The 21683-nt window shown below is 63.6% G+C and carries 20 protein-coding genes; 12 read left to right on the top strand and 8 right to left on the bottom strand.

Annotation, left to right across the window (positions count from 1 at the left end):
• Positions 1-34: 34 nt before the first annotated feature.
• Both BH682_RS29075 and BH682_RS29070 read right to left on the bottom strand, forming a co-directional pair.
• Positions 35-532, bottom strand: coding sequence for a TIGR04338 family metallohydrolase (locus BH682_RS29075; RefSeq protein ID WP_042450620.1), 498 nt, complete (start codon positions 530-532; stop codon positions 35-37).
• Positions 529-1353: a DUF2786 domain-containing protein gene (locus tag BH682_RS29070; protein ID WP_030537724.1), complete on the bottom strand. Its 825-nt coding sequence runs from the start codon at positions 1351-1353 to the stop codon at positions 529-531. The genes BH682_RS29075 and BH682_RS29070 overlap by 4 nt, the downstream gene beginning before the upstream one ends.
• Positions 1354-1467: 114 nt before the next feature.
• Here BH682_RS29070 and BH682_RS29065 point away from each other — a divergent pair, with 114 nt between their 5' ends.
• The 6 genes from BH682_RS29065 to BH682_RS29040 all read left to right on the top strand — a co-directional run bounded on the left by BH682_RS29065 (position 1468) and on the right by BH682_RS29040 (position 8564).
• Positions 1468-2541, top strand: coding sequence for an ABC transporter ATP-binding protein (locus tag BH682_RS29065; protein WP_003946073.1), 1074 nt, complete (start codon positions 1468-1470; stop codon positions 2539-2541).
• Positions 2542-2711: 170 nt separating this feature from the next.
• Positions 2712-4001: an ABC transporter substrate-binding protein gene (locus BH682_RS29060; RefSeq protein WP_007735225.1), complete on the top strand. Its 1290-nt coding sequence runs from the start codon at positions 2712-2714 to the stop codon at positions 3999-4001.
• 20 nt (positions 4002-4021) lie between these two features.
• Positions 4022-5197: a carbohydrate ABC transporter permease gene (locus BH682_RS29055; RefSeq protein WP_007735224.1), complete on the top strand. Its 1176-nt coding sequence runs from the start codon at positions 4022-4024 to the stop codon at positions 5195-5197.
• A complete protein-coding gene (locus BH682_RS29050; RefSeq protein WP_003946046.1) occupies positions 5194-6030 on the top strand; it encodes a carbohydrate ABC transporter permease in 837 nt (278 codons plus the stop codon). Before BH682_RS29055 ends, BH682_RS29050 begins: the two co-directional genes overlap by 4 nt.
• Before the next feature lie 22 nt (positions 6031-6052).
• Complete coding sequence (locus tag BH682_RS29045; protein WP_075835011.1) at positions 6053-6262, top strand: hypothetical protein; 210 nt, start codon at positions 6053-6055, stop codon at positions 6260-6262.
• Between the two features lie 112 nt (positions 6263-6374).
• Complete coding sequence (locus tag BH682_RS29040) at positions 6375-8564, top strand: transglycosylase domain-containing protein (RefSeq protein WP_075835009.1); 2190 nt, start codon at positions 6375-6377, stop codon at positions 8562-8564.
• Between the two features lie 24 nt (positions 8565-8588).
• Here BH682_RS29040 and BH682_RS29035 read toward each other — a convergent pair whose 3' ends face one another.
• Both BH682_RS29035 and BH682_RS29030 read right to left on the bottom strand, forming a co-directional pair.
• Positions 8589-9887, bottom strand: coding sequence for a T3SS (YopN, CesT) and YbjN peptide-binding chaperone 1 (locus tag BH682_RS29035; RefSeq protein WP_075835554.1), 1299 nt, complete (start codon positions 9885-9887; stop codon positions 8589-8591).
• A gap of 139 nt (positions 9888-10026) precedes the next feature.
• Positions 10027-11085 (bottom strand): SDR family oxidoreductase, encoded by a 1059-nt coding sequence (locus tag BH682_RS29030; RefSeq protein WP_007735220.1) that lies wholly within the window; start codon positions 11083-11085, stop codon positions 10027-10029.
• Between the two features lie 91 nt (positions 11086-11176).
• Here BH682_RS29030 and BH682_RS29025 point away from each other — a divergent pair, with 91 nt between their 5' ends.
• Positions 11177-11488 (top strand): ArsR/SmtB family transcription factor, encoded by a 312-nt coding sequence (locus tag BH682_RS29025; RefSeq protein ID WP_007735219.1) that lies wholly within the window; start codon positions 11177-11179, stop codon positions 11486-11488.
• Positions 11489-11638: 150 nt separating this feature from the next.
• Positions 11639-13030 (top strand): amidase, encoded by a 1392-nt coding sequence (locus tag BH682_RS29020; protein WP_075835007.1) that lies wholly within the window; start codon positions 11639-11641, stop codon positions 13028-13030.
• Here the strand turns inward: BH682_RS29020 and BH682_RS29015 are convergent.
• Positions 13022-13753: a hypothetical protein gene (locus tag BH682_RS29015; protein WP_064689030.1), complete on the bottom strand. Its 732-nt coding sequence runs from the start codon at positions 13751-13753 to the stop codon at positions 13022-13024. The two genes, BH682_RS29020 and BH682_RS29015, sit on opposite strands and share 9 nt — an antisense overlap.
• A 115-nt stretch (positions 13754-13868) precedes the next feature.
• Between BH682_RS29015 and BH682_RS29010 the strand changes: the two genes are divergently transcribed.
• On the top strand, positions 13869-14414 hold the full coding sequence (locus BH682_RS29010) for a hypothetical protein (protein ID WP_223304397.1): 546 nt from the start codon (positions 13869-13871) through the stop codon (positions 14412-14414).
• Here BH682_RS29010 and BH682_RS29005 read toward each other — a convergent pair.
• The 3 genes from BH682_RS29005 to BH682_RS28995 are packed head-to-tail and all read right to left on the bottom strand — an operon-like array spanning position 14382 to position 16928.
• Positions 14382-15041 (bottom strand): enoyl-CoA hydratase-related protein, encoded by a 660-nt coding sequence (locus BH682_RS29005; RefSeq protein WP_007735215.1) that lies wholly within the window; start codon positions 15039-15041, stop codon positions 14382-14384. The two genes, BH682_RS29010 and BH682_RS29005, sit on opposite strands and share 33 nt — an antisense overlap.
• Entirely contained in the window at positions 15038-15697 is a 660-nt protein-coding gene (locus BH682_RS29000) for a TetR/AcrR family transcriptional regulator (protein WP_003946066.1), read from the bottom strand. The genes BH682_RS29005 and BH682_RS29000 overlap by 4 nt, the downstream gene beginning before the upstream one ends.
• A gap of 43 nt (positions 15698-15740) precedes the next feature.
• Positions 15741-16928 (bottom strand): CaiB/BaiF CoA transferase family protein, encoded by a 1188-nt coding sequence (locus BH682_RS28995; RefSeq protein ID WP_007735214.1) that lies wholly within the window; start codon positions 16926-16928, stop codon positions 15741-15743.
• 282 nt (positions 16929-17210) lie between these two features.
• Between BH682_RS28995 and BH682_RS28990 the strand changes: the two genes are divergently transcribed.
• The 3 genes from BH682_RS28990 to BH682_RS28980 all read left to right on the top strand — a co-directional run bounded on the left by BH682_RS28990 (position 17211) and on the right by BH682_RS28980 (position 21654).
• Positions 17211-18326: an XdhC family protein gene (locus BH682_RS28990; protein WP_075835552.1), complete on the top strand. Its 1116-nt coding sequence runs from the start codon at positions 17211-17213 to the stop codon at positions 18324-18326.
• Positions 18327-18428: 102 nt separating this feature from the next.
• On the top strand, positions 18429-20072 hold the full coding sequence (locus tag BH682_RS28985) for a PucR family transcriptional regulator (protein WP_007735212.1): 1644 nt from the start codon (positions 18429-18431) through the stop codon (positions 20070-20072).
• A 148-nt stretch (positions 20073-20220) separates the two neighbouring features.
• The gene (locus BH682_RS28980; RefSeq protein WP_075835003.1) at positions 20221-21654 is read left to right on the top strand and encodes a uracil-xanthine permease family protein; all 1434 of its coding nucleotides are present in this window, start codon (positions 20221-20223) and stop codon (positions 21652-21654) included.
• Positions 21655-21683: the final 29 nt, after the last annotated feature.

Raw genomic sequence — 21683 nt, 5'->3', positions numbered from 1 at the left:
TACGGACACCACCGGGTTCGCCGAGGGCTGACATCTAGTCCGTTCGAACACCACCGGCAAGGAACATCGCTCGAAGAACGAAGGCCGCCTCGGGCCCGATGATCTCGCCGACAAGGCTCGTGTAGCGGTCGACGAACTCGGGCCCGTGGGAAGCCTCGTCGGAGGCGGGGTCGCCGAGGTGGTGCGCAAGTTCGTGCAAGACAACGAATTCGCGTAGCGCCCACCGGCCGTCACGGTCGTCCGGGACGGCGATGACGTCGTTCGAGTAGTGAGCGGCGGCATTGCCGCCGCGGGACCGTACGGACACCGGAATGGTTGCGCGAGTCCAGGTCTCCCGTACCCAATTCAGCCCGAGTAGCTGATCGCAGTACGCCTGGACCGACTCCACGGAACCGAATTTGCGCTCGACCGGCAAGGTGATGGTGGAACCCATGACCTCGACGCTCCGAAGTCCACGCTGGTCGGCGCGATCGAACATGGTGCGCACCAAGGTCTCTGCCTCGTAGACGGCGCTCCGCTGCGTATCCCTCACGAGTCCAGCTGCCCGCGCACCCCGCCGATCTCCGGAAGGTTCCCCAGACGTGCGGAGCGCGCAGCCCGATCACCCGCTCGTCGAGCATGCGAGGAATGCCCGGCGCTTGCGCGGCCGCCGCCCCGCCACGTCCCACGCGCTTTGGAGTTGGACGAGTAGTAGTCCTTCAGCTCGATTTCCTTGTTACGCAGCACGAGTGCGGTTTCGGAAGACGACGTGGCAGATTCTGCGATCGCGGTCTTCTCCGTCTCCTGCTTCGTCTCGGCCAGCCGAGCGCCGATGCGGGACGCGTACGCCATCTGGAAGTTCAGGCGTGCCGTCACTCCGGCCACCGGCTTGCGGACCTGCGTGCTGACGCGTCGTCGTCCACGAGTTTCGACGACGGTCCGCACGGACGTTTCGCCTCGGTACGCCCCGGAACGCACGTACGCGTCGGAGTCGCGCACCATCTGGAAGAGCAGGCTCGAATACAGGGCCTCGCACACGTCGATGTCGCCGGCGAAGCCGTAGGCGTAGATGACGGCCGACGTCTGCGCGATGTCGCATTGCACGTCGTTGGCAGCGGCGATGGCGATGAACAACTGGGCGTACGTTCGCAGTCCGCGCTTGCCCGGTTCGCCGATGGTGATGAGCCGTTGAGTGGGCGTCGCACGCTTTTCCGAAGACGCGGTGTGCGCACGCGCGACCGCCAGGTCGATCGCGGAACTGGTGGCCAACCGCTGAGCGGCAGCCATGAAGGCTTCACCTTCGTGTGGATTGTCGGTGGACTCCGCTTGGCGAAGCAGCGCACCGATGCGGGTCAGCATCTTCTCCGAACTCACCGTGAAAGACTACGCTCGCGCGCCGACACGGACGTTTATGCTGCTAGCGCACACGCTCACCCTCGACTTGGATCGTCCGGCACGTTCCTGCCGGTAGAAGGGATCAACCCCGTCATGGCTTCAGTGACTTTCGAGAGCACCACCTGCCTGTTCCCCGGATCGAACACTCCGGCAGTGGACAAGCTCGACCTCGAGATCGAGGACGGCGAGTTCCTCGTCCTCGTCGGACCCTCCGGCTGCGGAAAGTCGACCACCCTGCGCATGCTCGCCGGGCTCGAAGACGTCCACAGTGGACGCATCCTCATCGGCGACCGCGACGTCACCGGTCAGGAGCCGAAAGAGCGCGACATCGCGATGGTCTTCCAGAACTACGCGCTGTACCCGCACATGTCGGTGGCCGAGAACATGGGTTTTGCGCTCAAGCTCGCCGGAACCAACAAGACGGAGATCCGCGCCCGCGTCGAAGAGGTCGCGAAGATGCTCGATCTCGAGCCGTACCTCGATCGCAAGCCCAAAGCGCTGTCCGGTGGCCAGCGTCAGCGAGTGGCGATGGGCCGCGCCATCGTCCGCCAGCCGCAGGTCTTCCTGATGGACGAGCCGCTCTCGAACCTCGACGCGAAACTCCGTGTGCAGACACGTACGCAGATCGCTCAGCTGCAACGACGCCTCGCGACGACGATGGTTTACGTGACCCACGACCAGGTCGAGGCCATGACGATGGGTGACCGCGTCGCCGTCCTCGAAAAGGGAATCCTGCAGCAGTGCGCCTCGCCGCGCGAGCTGTACAACAAGCCGAAGAACGTTTTCGTCGCCGGCTTCATGGGTTCACCCGCGATGAACCTCTTCACCCTCCCCGTCGTCGACGGCGGCGTCGCATTCGGTGACGGGATCGTTCCGGTTCCGCGCGAGACGATGAACGGCGTCGTCGAAACCGAGGTTGTTCTGGGTATTCGCCCCGAGCACCTCGAGATCGCCGCCGAAGGCCTGCCGATGGAGGTCGACGTCGTCGAGGAACTGGGCTCGGACGCCTACGTCTACGGCCGGACCACGATCGGCGGACGGTTGCAGCAGATCGTCTCGCGTGGTGACTGGCGCAATCCGCCGCAGAAGGGCGAGCGCGTCAACCTGCGCGTCGACCCCGAGAAGGTGCACATTTTTGCCACCACCGACGGGCGTCGCCTGGGTTAGGTGGACCTGTCAAACGACACATGACCGATTCAGGTTCGGCGTAATACCCACAAGTAGGGGTGTCTCGTGCCACAGTAGGGGCCGATGCCGGGAGCCGGCACTCATGGCGCATGCCGTGAGCAGGCTCTCGGTGACCGTCTATTTGTCATACACATACGGGGAGCGAATCCATGGTTCTGAACTCGAAGGCGATGCGCCGCGCTGCAATTGCAGCCACGGCAGCGTCCATGCTGGTACTGGCAGGCTGTTCGTCCGATTCGGACAAGGACAGCGGAACCAGCACCACGGCCGCATCCGGGGGATCGTCCTCGAGCGAAGGCCGCGGACCCATCACGATCGTCGAGGGGCAGGATGCCCTGAACGAGGCGCTCGAAAACATCATCTCCGACTGGAATGCCGAGCATCCGGACGAGAAGGTCACGCTCAAGCCGCTGGCGAAGGAAGCCAACGCGCAGGTCGACGACATCACCCAGCGCATGCAGGCCAAGAGCGACGAGTACGACCTCATCGGCGTCGACGTCGTCAACACCGCCCAGTTCGCCGCAAACGGTTGGCTGCTGCCGCTCGAGGGTGACCTCGCGATCGACGAGTCCGGCCTCCTGCCGTCGACCGTCGCTTCGGGCACCTACAACGGCAAGCTCTACGCAGCGCCGAAGAACACCAACGCAGCGTTCCTGTACTACCGCAAGGACCTCGTCGAGAAGGCCCCCACCACGTGGGCCGAGCTCAAGGAAAACTGCCCGAAGGCTGTCGAAGCCGGCATCTCCTGCTACATCGGTCAGTTCAAGAACTACGAGGGCCTGACGGTCAACACCACCGAGATCACCAACGCCTTCGACGGCCCGTGGGTCGGCCCGGACGGACTCACCCCGGCCATCGACGACAAGACGAAGGCAGGCGTTCAGTCGATCGTCGACAACTTCGCCGACAACACGATCCCGCAGGAAGCGCTGACCTACTCCGAGGGCGAGTCGCAGACCGCGTTCGGCGACGGCAAGGCACTCTTCATGCGCACGTGGTCCGGCTTCTCGGTCGACGGTGAGAAGACCTCGGTTGCCGGCAAGTACGGCTACACCGTTCTTCCGGGTGTCGACGGACCGGGCGCTTCGACCGTCGGCGGCTACAACGTCGGCATCAGCGCGTACTCGGACGCACCCGCCACGGCTCGTGACTTCCTCGAGTTCATGCAGACCAAGAAGTCGCAGACGTACTTCACCGAGGTCGGCGGCGCACCCGTCCTCTCGGCTGTCTACGACGATCCGGCAGTGCTCGCTCAGTTCCCGTACTTCGCGACCCTGAAGGAAGCACTCGCCACCGCTCAGCCGCGCCCCGTCACGCCGTACTACACGCAGGTGTCGAAGTCGATCTCCGACAACACCTACGCTGCTATTCGCGGCGAGAAGACCGTCGAGCAGGCCTTGGCGGACACCAAGGCCGGCATCGAAACCGCCGGTAACTGATCTACCAGGAGCAATAAGCAATGGCAGAACCGCAGGATCCTTCCGCGGCTGTGCCTACCAACCCCACGGTCGGGGCCGGTTCAACCGGTCCCGACCGTTCGGGCGTTGGTGGGAGACACCGTGCACCGGAACCGCTAGAAGAGCCGTCGGCATCCGAGGCAGCAGGGACATCCCTGACCAAGGTTCTGCCTGACCTTGCAGCTACTCCACCCCCGCCGACCTCGCCCCCGCCTGCGTCGGCCGACAAGCCGAAGAAGCGTCGACGAGTTCCGGTGTGGGCGTTCGTCGCACCGTCGCTGATCGTTCTCGCCGTCATCATTCTGTATCCGCTCGGACGAGCGATCTGGATGTCGATGCACAGCGACGGCAAGAAGCTCGATCCCGAGACCGGCATGTTCGTCACCGGTCAGTTCACGTGGTTCGACAACTACAAGAACTGGATCACCCAGTCCTGCAACACCGCCAACGGCTCGATTCCGTGCCCGCCCGGCACACTCGGATCGCAGTTCTGGCAGTCGATCGGAAATACGTTCGGCTTCACCGTCGTCACCGTCCTGCTCGAGACGGTGATCGGTCTGTCGATGGCGTTGATCATGGCCAAGACGTTCCGCGGACGCGGTTTGCTCCGCGCTTCCGTGCTGATTCCCTGGGCCATCCCCACCGCCGTCACCGCGAAGCTCTGGTTCTTCATCTTCGCCAACGACGGCATTGCCAACAAGATCCTCGGCACCAACATCCTGTGGACGGCGGACCCCTGGCCGGCGCGATTCGCGATCGTCGTCGCCGACGTCTGGAAGACCGCGCCGTTCATGGCGTTGCTGATCCTCGCGGGTCTTCAGATGATTCCAGCCGACGTCTACGAGGCCGCCAAGGTCGACGGTGCGACGGCGTGGCAGCGGTTCCGCATGATCACGCTTCCGCTGGTCAAGCCCGCACTCATGGTGGCGGTGCTCTTCCGCACGATGGACGCTCTGCGGATGTACGACCTGCCCGCGATCATGATGGGATCCAACCCGGCCACCTCGACCATCTCGGTTCTGGTGGTCGATCAGATGCGCGTCGGCGCCAATTCGGCGTCGGCACTGTCCACCATCACGTTCCTCATCATCTTCGCTGTGGCCTTCATCCTGGTCCGATTCCTCGGAGCCAATGCGGTCAGCACGCAGGAAAAGCAGCGGAAGGGGGAGCCGGTATGAACAAGGCACTACGCGGCAAGATCGGCACCTACATCGGCGTCGTACTGATCATCGTGTGGGGACTCGCTCCCTGCTACTGGATGATCGTGACGGCGCTGCGCGACCCGGCGGACACGTTCTCGACGTCGCTGTGGCCCACCAATCTCACGCTCTCCAACTTCACCGCGGCGCTCGATCCCGACGCCAAGGTGAACTTCACCCGTGCACTGATGAACAGCCTCATCATCGCTGGCGCGACCACGCTGATCGCCTTGGTCATCGGCGTGTTCACGGCGTACGCGCTCTCGCGTTTCGATTTCCGTGGCAAATACTTCGTCACCGGAATCATCCTCGGCGCGTCCATGTTTCCGGTCGTCGCCCTCGTGACTCCGCTGTTCCAGCTGTTCACCGACATCGGCTGGATCGGCAGCTACAAAGCGTTGATCATCCCGAACATCTCGTTCGTGCTGCCGCTGACGGTCTACACGCTGACGTCGTTCTTCTCCGAACTTCCGTGGGAGCTCGAGGAGGCGGCGCGTATCGACGGCGCAACCCGTGGCCAGGCCTTCCGCCTGATCATGCTGCCGCTCGCCGCGCCGGCGCTGTTCACCACCGCGATTCTGGCCTTCATCGCAACTGTCAACGAGTATCTGCTCTCGCTCCAACTCTCGAGTGACAAGACCGCGCCCGTCACGGTGGCGATGGCCAAGTTCTCCGGAACGGACCCATTCGTCACGCCGTACACCTCGATCATGGCCGGCGGAACCCTCGTGATGGTCCCGCTGGTCATCATGGTTCTCATCTTCCAGCGACGCATCATCGCCGGTCTGACCGCAGGCGGCGTCAAGTCGTGATGCGCGCTTGCGCACGGTTTCGATGAGGCGGGCTTCGCGCGCCCAGCGTATGGAGCTGATTGCCGGCTTCATCTCGGTCTTCGCCCTCATGGCGTTGATCGGCGCTGTGGTCGCGATCGTCAAGGGCGATCCCGGCGTGACGCCGTCTTTGGTGCTGCTCGGTTGCGTCGTCGCTCTCGGGCTGGCGTTCCGCGGATATCGGAACGCGGTCCGAGCAGAACGTCGCGAGTAGCCAGCCCGGTAGGGTGACATTTCGGTATCGCAGTTGCCGGGAGTTATCTGATCGAGATATCACCCTGGTGGAATGGTGCCGGTAAGTCCGGATCCACGACCGGGAGTGTTGAGTGAGTCCATCTAACAGATCGAGTGCGACGGGTGGCGATCAGTCGTCGGCTCGATCGGGCAAGTCGGCTAATTCGCCCCGGTCGAACAAGTCGGCCAAGCCCGCGAAAAAGCAGCGCTCGAAGTGGCGGTACGTCCGGCGGACCATCTACGTGCTCGTGCTCCTGATGGTCATCGTGCCCGCGTCGGTTTTTGCTGTCGCGTACAGCCGGACCGACGTCCCGCGCCCCTCTGACATGCAGACCAATCAGGTGTCCACCATCTACATGGCCGACGGCACGACCGTGCTCGGCAAGGTAGTGCCGGCGGAGGGAAACCGCACCGAGGTCGCGTTGTCGGCCATCCCGATTCACGTCCGCGATTCGGTGCTCTCGGCGGAGGATCGTAACTTCTACACCAACCCCGGATTCTCGATCTCCGGATTTGCTCGCGCTGCCCGCGACAACGTGATGGGCAAGGAAAGCGCCGGCGGTGGCTCGACGATCACTCAGCAATACGTGAAGAACGTCTTGGTCGGTGACAAGCGCAGTATCGACAGGAAGCTGCGTGAGCTCGTCATCTCCGCCAAGATGGCGCGCGAATGGTCCAAGGACGACATTCTTGCCGCGTATCTCAACACCATCTACTTCGGTCGCGGTGCGTACGGCATCGCCGCCGCGTCGAACGCGTACTTCGACAAGCCGGTCAGTGAGCTGAGCGTCGAGGAAGGCGCAGTTCTCGCGTCCGTCATCCAGAGCCCGTCGTTCTTGGACCCCGAGACCAATCTGTCCGCGCTGCAAGCGCGCTGGGACTACGTTCTCAACGGCATGGTGGAACTGGGCAGCCTGACCAAGACGGATCGCGACGCGATGCAGTTCCCGGCCGTCGCCCCCGCCAATCGGCCGACCGATCTGAACCAGGCGCCAGGACCCGAAGGCCACATCAAGACCCAGGTACTCAAGGAACTGGCCGAGGCCGGTATCAGCGATCAGACGCTGAACACCGCTGGTCTGCAGATCACGACGACCATCGACCCGGTTGCGCAGGAAGCTGCGCTGAACGCCGTCAGGCGGAATCTCGAGGGCGAGCCGGAAGACCTGCGGACCGCAGTAGTGTCCATCGACCCCAAGACCGGTGGCGTCGACGCCTATTACGGCGGTGACGACGGAGCAGGCTTCGACTACGCCCAGGCGCCGCTGCAGACCGGTTCCGCGTTCAAGGTCTTCGGTCTGGTCGCAGCATTGATGGAAGACATTCCGCTGTCCGCACGGTTCGACAGTTCACCGCTCACGATCAACGGCGTGACCATCGGAAACGTCGGCGGCGAATCCTGTGGTCGATGCACCATCGCCGAGGCACTCAAGCGTTCGCTGAACACCAGCTTCTACCGGTTGATGCTCTCGATGGAGAACGGTCCCCAGAAGATCGCCGACGCCGCCCACCTGGCCGGCATCCCCGAGCACATTCCCGGACTCGACTACCCGACGCTCACACAGGAGGGTGGTCCGCCGGAGAACGGAATCGTGCTCGGCCAGTATCAGTCTCGCGTTATCGACATGGCGTCCGCTTACGCGACGCTCGCCAATTCCGGTGTGTACCAGCAGCCGCACTTCATCCAGAAGGTCGTGACGGCCGAAGGTGAAGTCCTGCTCGATCGCCCGGTCTCTCCCGGTGAGCGTCGTCTCGATGCTGCCGTTGCGGACAACGTCACGCAGGCAATGCTCCCGATCGCGTCGTACTCGAACGGTCACGCGCTTGCCGGTGGACGCCCGTCTGCAGCCAAGACCGGTACCGCGCAGTTGGGTGACACGGGCCAGAACAAGGATGCGTGGATGGTCGGTTACACGCCGTCGCTGTCCACCGCGGTGTGGATCGGAACTTCCGACGCTCAGGCCATCACCAACTCCTACGGTGGTTTGATCTACGGCTCCGGAGTGCCTGCGGACATCTGGAAGAGCACGATGGACGGCGCGCTGAAGGGATCCGACTGGGAGAGCTTCCCGTGGCCGGACCCCATCGGCGGGCAGGCCGGCGTTCCCGCGAACTCCGGCGTGACCTCGGGGGACGGGACGGGCACGCCCACGACGGGCGCGGTCGCTCCCCCGGCGCCCATCGAGGTGCCCGGCCTACCGCCGATCGAAGTACCGCCGCTCCCCCAGTTGCCGCGTCAGATCGAGATCCTGCCGGGCATCGTCATCCCACTACCGGGCTGACAAGCAGCGCCCGATTTCCGGTTCTCAGGCCTGATCGTCGAAGAGACCGAGTTGGGTGGGCGCTGCATCCTTGGCGGGCAGTACGACGACGCGCAGTCCGCGCCTGAGGTTGCGGATCGCGTGCGTCCACGCGCGCTTCTCGCCCGCACACAGGTCGGTGTCGTCGTCCTTGCGGCGGATGGACTCGGTCAACGCCTCGTGCCAGGCAGTCTCCTGCTCCTGGCTGATCCGCAGGTAGTCGAGAATGGTGTCGCGGTCGTGCTCACAGATCACGGCAACCTCTTCGGCGCTGAGCTCGCCCGTTCCGTCTGCGTCGAGTTCGAGGAGCGCCATGAGAGCCGGAGGAAATTCGTGGCACTCGTGTGACTCGTATTCGGCACCGGGATCTTCGTGCTCGGAGGCCATGCCGTCGTTGAAGGCGGTGTCTCCGGTTGCGCGGATGGGTTGCCCGCCCAGTTCTTCGGCGAGTTCGTCGGATGCTTCGGCCAGTTCGGCGAACGAGCGCAGAGCCCGCAGCAGGTGCTCGGCGACGAAGGGTGCGCCGTCCACGCGGACCACGCCCAGCACACTCTGCTCGACGAGAATGAGCTTGATGGTCGGCCATTGCCGATTGAGCTGAGCAAGAATTACAGCAGCGTTCTCGGGGTTCTCCACCGAATGCACGACCCGCGAGAACACCTCTACGTACTCGTCGTCCTCGAGGACACGAACATAGGTGACCTGCTCACCGCGGACCAGCGGGATGTCGCCGTCGTCGTCACGCTTGGGCGGATGACCGAGAAGGCGCTCGACGGCCCCGTCGACCAGGATCCGCAGCATGTCGCCCGAACCCGAGGGAGCGTGAGACGGCGTCGTGGCGAACGCCGGCGTCGACTCGCGCCCACTGGTGCTGGCACGCAGGAACGACGGGTGCGCAATGCTCCACATTTCACGGAAGACGCGCAACACCTTTGTCACCAGTTCCTCGGGACGAGCGCGGTCGACGTCGATGTAGAAGGACATGGACCCATTGCCCTCGGGTTCGTGCTCGCACAGATCGGGAGCGTTGAACCCCATGTCGAGCAGCGCTGAATGGTCTTCCGGTTCGAGCATCCGCAGTGGATGCAGAAACCTGTTGGAAGGAACTTCACAGCGCACGGAGGTCTGGTTCCATGCGAAGAACTGGATGCACGCGGGCGCGTCGGCCAGTTCGTCCATGCTGTCGTAGTGCGACTCCACCACGAGGGTGTCGTCGTCCTCCATCACGGAGATGTAGCGAGCGAGATGAGTCTCGAAAGTAGTCCAGGCACTCAGGATTTCCAGATCGAAAGTATTGTCCGACATCGTCGCTCCTCTGGTCCGGGGGCGCATGGGGCCCTACCGACGACTCGCCGAAACCCCTGCTTTTCAAACCCCGCCTACGACGTTAGTCGTGGGGTCCGACAGTGACAGTGTTCGTAGGATCCGGGTGACCGTGTTTCAGTCAGGGGATTATCTTCCGAGCCTGCAGATTGGCGAAGATGTCGAGGAACATCGCTTCGGTGTCGACGTGGCGGTGAAATCCGAACCGACGAGCTTTCGATCCGTCAGCGAAAAAGTCGTAGTCCCATCCGAATACGAAGTCACCGAACCCCCAGGACGAGACATCGGAATACGGGGTCCGAGCAAGGTGGTGTTCCTCGACGAGTTCATCCCACACCGACTCCTTGTCCGCCATTGCGACATCGAGGGACATCGGGAGCGGAGGTGCGACGTCCATGTCGAAGAAGGCTGCGATCTTCGGCCACATCTCCTGCCAGCGGAACAGGTCGCCGTTGTTGATGTTGAACGCCTGATTTGCGCACTCGGGGTTGGTCGCGGCCCAGACCGTCGCTTCGGCCAGGAGTCCGGCGTCGGTCATCTCGATCAAGCTGGTGTACGCGCCGGGTTTGCCGGGGAATCGGAGTGGGACACCCAGTTTCTTCGAGATGGTCGCGTAGACGGCGATGACCATCGCGAGGTTCATCGGGTTACCCAGTGCGAATCCGGAGACGACCGAGGGTCTGATCGCCGACCATGTCCACGACTTGCCGAGCTGCCTGCGTTCGAGGAACTGCTGTTGGTCGACGTTGAACTCGGGTGGCATGTGCGGTGGATCGCTCTCGCGGGCCGGAGTTTTGAACGGTCCGAGGTGTGCCCCGTAAACCTTGTAGCCCTGCATCAGGCTGACGTGCTCGAGTCCGCCCGCAACGGGCTCGATGGCGTCGAGAGTGTTGACCAGCATCGCCAAGTTGGGCGGAACCAGCTCGGCCCATGTCGGGCGGTCTTGATAGGCGGCGTAGAAGACGTGAGTGACGTCGCCCAGTCCGCTCAGTGCCGCTGCAGTCCGGTAAGGATCGAGCAGGTCGACTGCGATGTGTTCGACCCGGTCGGTGTCCGTACCGCCTCGCCGCGAGAGTCCGATGATCTTCCATTCTCCGGTCGACTCGAGGTGATCGATCAAGTTCCCACCGATCACGCCTCGGGCTCCGACCACGAGTGCCACTTTGTCGTGCTGCACCATTTCAGCCTTCCATTGGTATATCGCGATGTTGCGATATAGGGAGTGAACCACACATATCGGCATTTCGCGATCTAGCGGTATGCTCACGAACATGGAAGACGCAACAACCGAGTGGGAAACGGCGTTCAAGGCGCTGGCCAACCCGATGCGTGTGCAAATCCTGCAGTGGTTGAAAGACCCCGGGAGCTTTCCCCCTCAACTCGAGCCTGCCGAGGAGGTCGGAGTGTGCCTCAAGCACATTCAAGCGAGGGCGAAGGTGTCGCAATCGACTGCGTCTCAGTACATGGCCGCACTCCAGGCCGCGGATTTGGTGACCACCACACGAATCGGCCAGTGGAGGCACTACAAACGAAACGAGCAACAGATCGAGAAGCTTGCAGCATTCATCAGGCAGGGTTTGTAGGTACCACCACCTGACCGATCCCTCCGGGGCAGCCAACGTTGTGGCAAAACCTCACATCGCCGGAGCCGTCGGTATGTGCATTGTGGTCGTTTCTCGGTTCACTCGCTGTCCTTAGGCTCGGCAGAGGGTACTGGCAAGGAGAGGCGTGCGATGAGTCGTGAGAGCTGGGTGGGCCGTGATGCCCGATCCATCGCCGAGGCCGTGCGGTCGGGTCAGGCGTCGGCGCGGACCGTCGTCGAAGACCACCTCGCACGGGTCGACGAATGCAATGACGAACTCAACGCACTGGTCACCGTGTGCGCCGAGGAGGCTCGCACGGCCGCGGATGCCCTGGACGAGCGACGCCTTCTCGGTGAGACACTCGGCCCCCTTGCCGGGGTTCCGTTCACGGTCAAGGACCTGATCGCCACTGCCGGCGTGCGCACCACTGCCGGTTCTCGCACTCTGGCGGACAACGTCCCGGCCGTCGACGCCCCGGCCGTCGCGGCATTCAAGGCTGCCGGTGCGATTCTGATCGGCAAGACCAACACCCCGGAATTCGGCGCGTGCGGCCTGACTCGAAACGAACTGTTCGGAACCACGGCCAGTCCGGTGCGACCGGACGGCGTCGTCCGGTCCCCCGGCGGGTCGAGTGGCGGCGAGTCCGCGTCGGTTGCTGCCGGGATGAGCGTGCTCGGACTCGGTACGGATTTTGGTGGCTCGGTGCGTTGGCCCGCCCACTGCACCGGCCTCACTTCGGTTCGCCCGACGCTCGGACGTGTCGATCCGGAAGGTCAGTATCCAGGCGTGCTTTCGGATGGACGGGTACTCGCCAACCCTGCGACGATGCACGGCACGATCCAGACCATCGGCCCACTGGCCCGCAACCTCGGTGATGCGGCGCTTGCGTTGCGCGTCCTGTCGAAGCCGCATTTCTCGTGGACCGAGCCTGATTCGGTCGACGTCGACGACCTCGACATCCGCTGGGCCACCCGCGAGGGAACGATTCCCGTCGACGAAGAAATCCGGTCAGCGGTTCGGACGGTGGCGATCAGCCTGGACGCGAGCGAGTACGACGGTCTGGCCCTGTCGCGGGCCAACGCGCTTTTCGGTGCGTTGCGATCGGTCGAGACCCACGCGGACATCTACTCTCTCGCAGCAGGTTCAGCGCACGCTTTCGACGCGGACATCACCGCCATGCTTGCGGCAGGCCGTGATCGCAGTTCCGCCGAGGTGGAAGCGCTGTGGGCGGATCGCGCGGTGTTGATCAGCGAATTCCTCGGCGAGATGGGAGACGCACTGATCCTGCCGGTTGCGTCGGTGCTCGCTCCGCCGCTCGGTGTGGAGAGCTTCGAGGTGGGCGGTCGCAAACTCACGTGGATGGACGCGCTCGCGAGTTGCCGGGCGATCAGTGTGCTCGGCCTTCCGTCGGTCGTGGTTCCGGTAGGACTCTCCCGCAACGGTTTACCGGTCGGAGTGCAAGTGGTGGCCCGGCCGTTCCACGAGCATGTTGCGCTGTCCGTGGCGGCGCGAATCACGTCGAAGGCGCAAGCTCTAGTCTGACTTCCATTTTTCGGTTTCGGCTGCGAAACGTGATGCGTACGAGTCGGCAAGGTCGTGAAGAGTGGTGACGCAATCGCCGTAGTACGTCGGTGCATGCATGGTCGCCAGAATCCGCGGCTCGAGGTCGGCCAGGGCACGGATCGTGGGTTCGAGATCCGGGGTGAGGCAGGTGGCGTGGCCCAAGTCCTCGGCTTCCAAAGCGGGACCGACGATTTCGTGCTCGGTGGTCGCGGGGTGGTGCCCGAACGCGGTGAACAGATCTCCGCAGAACAGCGTCGACGTCGTCTCCTCGAACATCAGGCCCGCGTCCCAACCGTGTGGGACGTGTGGGGTGTCGATGTGCCGGACTCGGCGGCTGCCGGTTTCGAGTACGTCGCCGTCCTGCAAGGGAAGTGGCGCCCGATCGGCCAGATCGTTGACCTGGACGAAGCACCCCATCGCACCGTGTGCAACTTGCGCTTCGGGGGCCGCCGCAAGCCAGGAGTTCATGGACCCGCATTCGTCGGCCTCGACGTGACCGAACGTGATCCATTTCAGACGGTCGATGTCGATCAGCGTGGAGAGTGCGTCGGAAGCCGAGGTGAACAACGCTCGCTGCCCGGTGTGGAAGAGCAAGGGTTCCTCGCCGTCGACGAGAAACTGGTTCATCGTGAGGTTCGCTTCGTCCACGAAGGTCGACAGTCGGTAGATGTCCGGCGCGATTTCGGTGATCGTGGTGGTCATCGCTGTGCTCCGATCAGGGCTGTTGTACATGTCGAGCTGTCTTCTCCAGCCTTCTCGCCGCCCCGCGCCTGCACAAGGTTCTGGACGTGCTTACGGCTCTGCAATAGTGGAGGACGTGTTCGTACTGCTGCTGACAGGCCCGCCGGGCGCGGGGAAGAGTTCCGTGCTGACCGCGCTTCACGATCGACTCGGCGAGGCCGGGGTGAGCAACGCGATGATCGAGGTGGACGAACTCGAGCGGTGCTATCCGCCGCTGGGGGCCGAACGGGCAATCTCACACGTCGGGATGCTGTGTGCGTCGTACCGGGACGCGGGGTACGGACTCCTGTTTCTCACGGCGACCGTCGAAGACGACGACTACGGGCGCGCCCTGCTGGCCGCGACCGGCGCCGAGGGGCACCTGCTGGCGCGCCTCGAGGCCGATCCGGATACGTTGCGTACCAGAATCATCGAACGTGAACCGGCCGGCTGGGCCGGGTTGGACGAGTTGGTGGAGGCGTCACAACTGCTGGCCGGTTCGATGCCGACGCTCAGTGGAGTCGACGTGGTTCTGAGCACCGAAGGCCGCGATCCCGAAAGTGTTGCCGACGATCTGGAAGCGGCTCTGCGAGAACACAGTCCGTCGCTTCTAGCCGTCGGTGTTCAGAGCGGTGACCACTGAAGCGAACATCGTCGACTTGATTGCCCCCAGTGTGCCCGCATTCTTCGGGCCGATCGGTGCAACCATTTCGATGGCCTTGGCGGTCAAAGCGTCGACGGATGCGGTGAAGTCCACCAAACCGGCTGCGAATGCGTCACTTCCGCCGTATCGCCGCCCCGTGGTCATGGCGACGATTGCCGACGCCGGGCTGAGTTTGGCCTGGATGAGAGCTGCCATTCCTTCGGTGAAGGGGATGTTGATGTCCACCTCCGGGAAGCAGTAGTAGCCGCGATCATCGCGCATGACGCGGTAATCGTGCGCGATGCCGAGCATGGCGCCGGCTCCGAAGGCGTGGCCGTTGATCGCCGCGACGGTGGGCATCGGGAACGTCAGCATCCGGGCGAACAGCGACTGCACCTGCTGCACATACCACTTCGCCTTGTCGCCGTTAGCGCCCAGCCAGTCGAGGTCGAGTCCGTTGGAGTAGAACTTGCCCGTCGCCGTGGTGACCAGGGCATGTGCGCTTTCGCTCAAAGCCTGGTCGAGTAGCTTGTCGACGGAATCGAGCCACTCCGGCGAGAATCGATTCTCGTCCTCGCCGAGATCGAGAACGGCGATCTTGTCTTCGAAGCGCAGAGTTGCGGTCATGATTGGCCTTTCCTGTTGCGTGGCTTGGGCAGTGGTGGGTCGAGATGCAGAACCGCTCGAACGGCGGCATCCAACCGCGCGCGTGCTGCGGCGTCGGGGACTCGCCAACCGTCGGCGCGTTTGGCGGGATGGATGAGCAGTCCGGTAGGCAGGCCGACAACACAGGCCTCGATTGCCTCGACGGCTCTGCCGTCCTTGCGGCCCCAGAGCGCGGTCGACAACCGGATGAACAACTCGACCAGAGACCGGTCGAGTTGTGTGAGTTGCTCGGCGATGTCGGCAGGGACGTCGGTGCCGAGCAGTTCGTCGCGCTGGATCGTCAACAGCAGCAACGCGGATTGTGGGTAGTCGAGCGCGAAGACGGCCGGAACTTCGGCGGCTGCGACGACGGCGGAAACCGCCGAAGTCGGCGACGGGTCCGCGAGAGCGTCGTCCACTCTCGATTGTTGAAGCGCGAGAAATCGTCGCGCAGCACGCAGCCACGCGCTACCGACCAGTCCACTGCGAGAGCCGAATGCGTGATAGATCGCCCCGTTGGATACACCGGTGGCGTCGGAGACTGCCCGGACCGTGACAGCGCTCGGTCCGGCAGTGGCGGCAAGTTTTTCGGCAGCGTCGAGCAGGGTGTCGAGGTCGTGGACGCGTGGCCGAGGCATGAACGCACAGTAACAGAGCGTCTGCTCTGTTACTAGTGTGCGGTCAGATCACCGAATTGGCGCGAAGATCCTCGATCTCCTCCGGGCGCAGGCCGAAGTCGGTGAGTACGTCGTCGGCGTCACCGCCGAGAGTCATGGGTGGCGCATTCCTGACGGGAAGAGTCTTGCCGTCCACCCAGAACGGTCCGCGGACAACGGGAATCGACTTTCCGTCGGCGCTCTGGGTCTGCTCGACCATCTGCAATGCCTCGACCTGAGGGTCGGAGAACACCTGATCGATCGAATGGATCGGGCCGCAGGGGATTCCGGCACCGCGGATCTCGGAGATCCATTGCGCCGCGCCCTTCGTGGTCAGTAGGTCCTCGAGTTCTTTGGTCAGTTGGTCTCGGTGCGCCAAACGTTCTTTACCCGTGGCATATTCGGTACGGAAGGCGAGCTCGGGGTCGCCGAGTACCGAGCACAGTGCGATCCAGTGCTTGTCCGAGCCGGTGGCAATGTTGATCGGGAAGTCGGCAGTGTCGAAAGCGCCGTACGGCGTGATCGTCGGGTGCGTATTGCCGTTCGGCGTCGAAACCCGCCCGGTGCTCAGGTAGTCCTGCGCCTGGAAGGTCATGATCGAGATCGCGGATTCCAGCAACGAGGTCTGCACGCGGTGCCCACGACCATCGCGACCGCGAGAGGCAAGCGCCGCCGTGATGCCCAGCGCTGCGTAGATGCCCGAGACCGTGTCGATGATGGGGATACCGACCCGCATCGGGGTCTGTTCCCCGGCACCGGTGACCGACATCAGCCCGGACATACCCTGGGCCACCTGATCGAGTCCGGGCGCGAACTGGTCAGGGCCCACCGGGCCGAAACCACTGATGCTCATCACGACGAGCCCTGGATTCTCCTGCTCGAGCGAGTCGGGATCGAGCCCCATGTCGGCCAGTACTCCCGGACGGAAGTTCTCGACCAGCACATCTGCGTCGAGGGCCAGGCTGCGAAGCAGTTTCCGCCCGCGGTCACTGCGCATGTCGATGGCGATCGACCGTTTGCCGCGGTTCACGGAAGCGAAGTAGAGGCTTCGATCGCCGTCGAACGGCGGCCACTGACGCGAACTGTCGCCGGAGCCACGGGTTTCGACCTTGACCACGTCGGCGCCGAAGTCCGAGAGCAGCGACGTGCACAGAGGCCCCGCGAGAGCACGGGTGAGGTCGAGAACTTTGATACCGCTGAGCAATTGGTCCATGGGAGAAACCTCGGTTCTGTGGTGTGCAACGTCGCCCACTCGATCCGTCGCACCATCTGCGTGAATTGCCGCTGCAGTGATCGTCGGAGAGGGGAAGAATGAAGGTCAGGCCTGCTTTCGGCTGGGCTCGGTGACAACACTGGTCGAGAGCGCAAGGTGATGCGACGGCGACATTGCACAACTGCAGGGCCCGGATTTAGGCGCATTGTGTGACAGGCAGGATTGCGGTGGGCCGATACCGTGAACTCTCTACGGACGGCGATGCAAGCGGGAGGCGAGGCGATGCGCGACATTTCCACTCAGCTGGCGCAGTGGCACGCCCGCGGCGAGGATTTTGCACTGGCGACGGTTGTCCGTACCTGGCGATCCTCACCGCGCATGCCCGGTGCTTCGATGGCCGTCTCACGCTCCGGCGAGGTGGTCGGCAGCGTCTCGGGCGGGTGTATCGAGAGTGCACTGTACGAGATCGCCCAGGACGTTCTCGCCGACGGCACCAGTCGCGTCGAGGTCTTCAGCGTCTCCGACGACGACGCCATCGGAGTAGGGCTGACCTGCGGCGGAACCATCGAAGTGTTCGTCCAGGCCGTCGGAGCCGATTTCGCCGAGTTCGGTCAGGTTTGTGAACGGATCGAGGCCGATACGCCCGTCGTCGTGGTCACCGAAGTGCGTCCGGGAGCACCGGCACGGCACCTCGTCGTCGAGCACGGCCGACGCAGCGGAGATCTGGATGCCACGGAGGACGAGGTGTCCATCCTGCTGCGCACGATGGACACCGGTGAGTCCGTCGCTTTTGTCGCGCCGGCGGGAACTCTCATCGATTCGCAGCACGACCTGCTGGTCGAGATCTTCGCGCCACTACCGCGGATGTACGTGTTCGGGGCCATCGACTTCGCGGCCTCGATGTGTACGTTGGGCGCCTTTGCGGGTTATCGCGTGACCGTCGTGGACGCACGGCCGGTCTTCGCGACACGGGCGCGCTTCCCCGACGCCCACGATCTGGTCGTCATGTGGCCACACAAGTTCCTCGAAACCGCACCGATCGACAACAAAACCGTCCTGGCCGTGCTCACGCACGACGAGAAGTTCGACATCCCCCTGCTCGAGATCGCGCTGCGTTCGCCGGCTGCGTACGTCGGCGCGATGGGAAGTCGTGCGACGCATGAGCGTCGGGTGGCGCTGTTGAAGGAGCGAGGCGTCACCGACGTCGAGTTGGGGCGTCTGCACTCACCGATCGGGTTGGATCTCGGCGCGAGGACACCTGAGGAGACTGCAGTGTCGATCCTCGCCGAGATGACCAAGACCCTGCGCAATGCCTCCGGTTTGGAACTGCGGGATCTGCAGGGGCCGATCCACCCGCCACCTCAGGAGAATCCGACCGCCCTGCATCGAACGGCCTGAGTCGACTGCGCTGAATTCGGACATCTTGTGTTCGGTGGGGATAGGATCGTTTCTTTCGTGAACCATCTTCCGTGATCCGAATGAAATCGAGGTGCCTGCCAAGTGGCAAACCCGGCCGTACCGGCATCCGAGGTGAATGCTGTTCTCTCCGAACTTCTTCGAACCCAGCTCCTTCCTGGTGTTCGAAAGGTCGCCGGCGGCTGCGAAGACCCGACGGTAGCCCGGGTGGGATTCATGGCGGTTCCGGACATCGGACCGTGGCTGCGGCACGGACAGTTGCTGATCACCACGCCGGAAACCCTCGCCAGGGTCACCGAAACCTTCAAGGCATTTGTCGGACGGTTGTCGACGCGAGGTGTTGCGGCACTTGCCGTCCAATTCGGCGCAGACGGGGACACTCTCGCGCCGGAGCTGGTCGACGCGGCCGAAAGCGCCGGCTTCCCGCTCCTGGTTTTTCACGGTGCGTGTGATCACCCTGCGGCGAGAGACCGTGAGCAGACGGAGTCGGCCCAGATCGACGCCATGTTCGGGGCCGAGCGCTTGCGACGGCTGCTGGTCGACGTCGTGATGGGCGGCGGCGGCCTCCCGCAATTGACCGAAGTCATCGCACGGGAGATGAAGGGCGCCGCCCTGATCACCACCTCGGACGGACGCGAGATCTGCCGCGCCGGGGACGCCGCGGAGCGCAAGCATCTGTCTGCCTGTCCCGCCGTCGATTCCACCGGTCGTCTGCGGACCGACACCGTCGAGGGCGGATTGGGTCTGCACGAGTTCGACGGTCAATTCATCGCGGTGTCCGCGATTTCCGCCAATCACATCGACCACGGGCGTCTCGCGTTGTTCACCGGTGAGCGCGTGATGACGAGTTACGACCAGTACCTGGTCGAGCGGGCCGCGTCGGTGTGTGCGTTGGTCATCACTCGCGAACAAGCCGTGGCGTCGGTGGAGGAACGCCATCGCGCCAACTTCGTTCACGACCTGCTCCTCGGTCGGGCCGGGGACCACGATCACGTTGTCTCCCATGCCAAGACATTCGGTTGGGACTTCGACCGCCCGCTGGTGATCGTCTCGATCGAGCCTGACCCGATCGACGAACCGGCCTCTGCGGCGCCCGCTCGGCTGCCTGTTGTCGATCGCCAGGCGATGGCGTTCTCCGGGGCGATCGCCCACCGCGATCCCGGTGCGGCGGTGACCGCGCTGACGGGCGAGACGGTGATCGTCATGGGCGTCGGCACCGACACGATGGCATTGGTGCGGGACCTCGTCACGGTCGTTCGCGGTGAAGGTGGCGGCGGGAGAAGGCCGTTCAGTGTCGGGGTGTCCCGGCCGACAGCGGCGATCGACGCAGTCCCCGCGCTCTACAGTCAGGCGCGCACCGCACTGACCGTCGGGCGACGGATCTCCGGTCCGTGGACGGTGACTCAGTTCGACGATCTCGGTGTGTACAGACTGCTCAGTCTGGTCGAGGACGAAAACGAGCTGGAGACGTTCGCGCGGGAGACACTGCGGGAACTGACGGAGGAAACTGCCGAAGCGCAGGACATGCGCAAGACATTGGAAGTCTTGCTCGCGACCAACATCAACATCGCCGAGACAGCGCGCAAGCTCCACTTCCATTACAACACACTGCGTTACAGGGTCGTTAAGCTGGAGAAAATGCTGGGACCCTTCACGGCGCAACCCGAACTCCGGCTGGATCTGTCTCTAGCACTGAAGATAACCGCGATGCGCGGCATCAATCACTAATATTGCCAATCCGGGTCCGTGGGTTCTGGCAGATTGTCATCACGTCGATACCCCCGCGCTGTAATAGCGTTTCACTCCAGTCACGGTGTTTTGTGAGCTGGAGCACACTCAGCGTTCGGACACCTTCCTCTGCACGAAAGGTCCCATCATGCCGATTTGGACGTTGCACGGAGATGGAAAGAACATCAGACCGGGTGAAGTGGTCGCTCCCGGCGAGCGGCTCAGCTGGGGAAGAACCATCGGGCTGGGCAGCCAGCACGTGGTGTCGATGTTCGGCGCGACGTTCGTCTTCCCGATCATCATGGGGCTCAATCCTCAACTTGCCGTGATGATGTCGGGCTTTTGTACGCTCTTCTTCCTGCTGGTGGTCAAGGGACGCATCCCCAGCTACCTCGGTACGTCGGCGGCCTTTGTCGGTGGTATCGCCGCCATTCGTGCCCAAGGCGGAACATCCGCAGAGGTGACCGGCGCGATCCTGGTGTCCGGACTGGTCCTGGCAGTCATCGGTATCGCGATCCACTTCCTCGGTGGCCGGGTAGTATTCAAGGTTCTTCCCCCGGTGGTGACCGGCGCAGTGGTGATGCTGATCGGATTCAACCTGGCACCCGTCGTCGCGGGGCTGTACTGGCCACAGGACCAGTGGGTGGCTCTGATCGTCATGGTGGCCCTGATCGTCATGAGTATCGCGCTACGCGGCTTCATGGCGCGCATCGCCATCTTCCTGGCGCTGATCTTCGGCTACGTCCTCTCCTGGATCCTCGACCGGGTCTCGGGGACGATCACCTCCTACGACGCAGGCACCGGTCAGATCACCGAGCACTTCCGCGTCAACTGGGATTCGGTGCAGTCGGCGTCGTGGTTCGGGCTTCCTCCGTTCTCGGACGAGGCCAACGGAATCGTCGGCATCCACGCTCCGTCGTTCAGCCTCACGTTCATCATCCTGGTCCTTCCGGGTGTCATCGCGTTGATCGCGGAGAACGCGGGCCACGTCAAGGCCGTGGCCGAGATGACCGGGGACGACCTCGACCCGTACATGGGACGTGCGCTCGCCGGTGACGGTTTCGCCACCGCTATCGCCAGCAGCGTCGGCGGTTCGCCCACCACGACGTACGCCGAGAACATCGGTGTCATGGCAGCGACCCGTGTGTACTCCACCGCCGCCTACGCGGTTGCCGGCATCGTCGCCATGATGCTCGGCTTCTCCCCCAAGTTCGGTGCCGTCATCTCGGCGACGCCCGGCGGTGTTCTCGGCGGAATCACCGTGGTGCTCTACGGCATGATCGGCCTTCTCGGCGCCAAGATCTGGAAGGAGAACGGCGTCGACTTCGGCAATCCGCTCAACCTGATGCCGATCGCGGCCGGTCTGATCATCGGTATCGGCGACACGGCCCTGAAGTTCAGTGACACGTTCTCGCTCAGCGGCATCGCGCTCGGCACCATCGTCGTGATCGGGATGTACCACCTGTGCCAGTTCATCGGTTCGAAGAACCCGGAACTGAATGCGAAGAATCCGGAACCGAACAAGCCGGATTCGAAGACTCCCGGCGGCGATCGGGAGGAACCCGCCAAGCAACTCACGTGACGCTTGGCTGAGTGTGCTCGATCGACGAA

Source organism: Rhodococcus sp. YL-1, assembly GCF_001942025.1.
GTDB lineage: Bacteria > Actinomycetota > Actinomycetes > Mycobacteriales > Mycobacteriaceae > Rhodococcus_F > Rhodococcus_F qingshengii.
This window is presented reverse-complemented; position numbering and strand designations above follow the sequence as displayed.

Bases quoted from the DNA above. Each gene is read 5' to 3' on its own strand.
- BH682_RS29065 (WP_003946073.1), top strand. From the start codon at position 1,468: ATGGCTTCAGTGACTTTCGAGAGCACCACCTGCCTGTTCCCCGGATCG.
- BH682_RS29060 (WP_007735225.1), top strand. From the start codon at position 2,712: ATGGTTCTGAACTCGAAGGCGATGCGCCGCGCTGCAATTGCAGCCACG.
- BH682_RS29055 (WP_007735224.1), top strand. From the start codon at position 4,022: ATGGCAGAACCGCAGGATCCTTCCGCGGCTGTGCCTACCAACCCCACG.
- BH682_RS29050 (WP_003946046.1), top strand. From the start codon at position 5,194: ATGAACAAGGCACTACGCGGCAAGATCGGCACCTACATCGGCGTCGTA.
- BH682_RS29045 (WP_075835011.1), top strand. From the start codon at position 6,053: ATGAGGCGGGCTTCGCGCGCCCAGCGTATGGAGCTGATTGCCGGCTTC.
- BH682_RS29035 (WP_075835554.1), bottom strand. From the start codon at position 9,887: ATGTCGGACAATACTTTCGATCTGGAAATCCTGAGTGCCTGGACTACT.
- BH682_RS29030 (WP_007735220.1), bottom strand. From the start codon at position 11,085: ATGGTGCAGCACGACAAAGTGGCACTCGTGGTCGGAGCCCGAGGCGTG.
- BH682_RS29025 (WP_007735219.1), top strand. From the start codon at position 11,177: ATGGAAGACGCAACAACCGAGTGGGAAACGGCGTTCAAGGCGCTGGCC.
- BH682_RS29020 (WP_075835007.1), top strand. From the start codon at position 11,639: ATGAGTCGTGAGAGCTGGGTGGGCCGTGATGCCCGATCCATCGCCGAG.
- BH682_RS29015 (WP_064689030.1), bottom strand. From the start codon at position 13,753: ATGACCACCACGATCACCGAAATCGCGCCGGACATCTACCGACTGTCG.
- BH682_RS29005 (WP_007735215.1), bottom strand. From the start codon at position 15,041: ATGACCGCAACTCTGCGCTTCGAAGACAAGATCGCCGTTCTCGATCTC.
- BH682_RS29000 (WP_003946066.1), bottom strand. From the start codon at position 15,697: ATGCCTCGGCCACGCGTCCACGACCTCGACACCCTGCTCGACGCTGCC.
- BH682_RS28995 (WP_007735214.1), bottom strand. From the start codon at position 16,928: ATGGACCAATTGCTCAGCGGTATCAAAGTTCTCGACCTCACCCGTGCT.
- BH682_RS28990 (WP_075835552.1), top strand. From the start codon at position 17,211: ATGCGCGACATTTCCACTCAGCTGGCGCAGTGGCACGCCCGCGGCGAG.
- BH682_RS28980 (WP_075835003.1), top strand. From the start codon at position 20,221: ATGCCGATTTGGACGTTGCACGGAGATGGAAAGAACATCAGACCGGGT.